A 1,238-nucleotide genomic window follows, 5' to 3' on the forward strand; every position below is an offset into this window, starting at 1 on the left:
GGGCCGGGGGCTGGAGGTAGTGAGGTCAGTGGTCGTGCGGACGGTTCGGGGCAACTCGCCTACGCTGCACCTCCGTTCCTCCCGCCCCCGTCCTCCCCGTTCGGCAGCCCGCCCGGTGATGACGTCTTCGATCTGATCCGTACGGCGGCCGCGCGGATCGATCTGTCGCCCGGGGTGCCGGATCTCGCGGCGTTTCCCCGGTCGGCCTGGCTGCGGGCCGAGCGAGGGGTGTTCGGGGAGCTGGCGGCGGGCGGGTTCGGGTACGGGGATCCGCGCGGCACCGAGGAGCTGCGGCGGGCCGTTGCCCGGTGGCTGGGGCGGTACCGGGGGATCAGGGTCGAGCCCGGTGACGTACTGATCGTCGCCGGGACCGCGCAGGCGCTCGCGTTGATCGGGCGGGTGCTGCGGGAGGACGGCATCGAGGAGATCGCCGTGGAGGACCCGGGGTCGCTCGGGGTCCGGCAGCATCTGCGGAACCAGGGCCTGCGTACCCCGCCGGTGGCGGTCGACGGCGAGGGCGTCCTCGTATCCGAACTGCGGGACCACCGGGCCGTGTTGCTGACCCCGGCGCACCAGTTTCCGACGGGGGTCGTGCTCGGGGGCGCGCGGCGCCGGGAGCTGATGCGGTGGGCCGGGGACGGCGGGCTGGTGGTGGAGGACGACTACGACGCCGAGCACCGCTACGACCGGGCGCCCGTGCCCGCGCTGCGGTCGATGCTGCCGGAGGGGGTCTGCTACGCCGGGAGCGTGTCCAAACTGCTCGCGCCCGCGCTGCGGATGGGGTGGGTCGTGGCGCCCGCGCGGTACCGGGAGGCACTGGTCGCCGCGAAACGGTACGCCGACCTCGGCAACGCGGTTCTGCCCCAGCTCGTGCTGGCCCGGCTGATGGAGTCGGGGGAACTGGAGCGGCACCTGCGGCTGGTACGGCGGCGCCATCGGCGTCGGCGGGACGCGATGATCGGGGCGATACGGGCGCGTCTGCCGGGGGCGGTGGTGCAGGGGGCCGCGGCCGGGCTCCATCTGCTGATCACGTTCGGCGGGAACGACAACGCCGGAACCGACGACAGTGCCGGAACCGGGGACTTCAGGGATACCGACCTCGCCGCCGAGGCGCTGGCCCGCGGGGTCAAGGTGCACCCGCTCTCCTGGCACCGTCAGCGGCCGGGCGGCCCGCCAGGTCTGCTGCTCGGCTACGCGGCGTCCTCGGTGTCGGCGATCGAGGAGGGTGTCGCCGTACT

Annotated in this window: 1 protein-coding gene; it reads left to right on the forward strand. The window is 74.2% G+C overall.

The features are described 5' to 3' along the window. A partial coding sequence (locus tag AOK17_RS29710; RefSeq protein ID WP_107102530.1) for an aminotransferase-like domain-containing protein occupies nt 1-1,238 on the forward strand: 1,238 nt, incomplete at both ends.

It is taken from the genome of Streptomyces phaeochromogenes, assembly GCF_001418655.1.
Lineage (GTDB): Bacteria > Actinomycetota > Actinomycetes > Streptomycetales > Streptomycetaceae > Streptomyces > Streptomyces phaeochromogenes.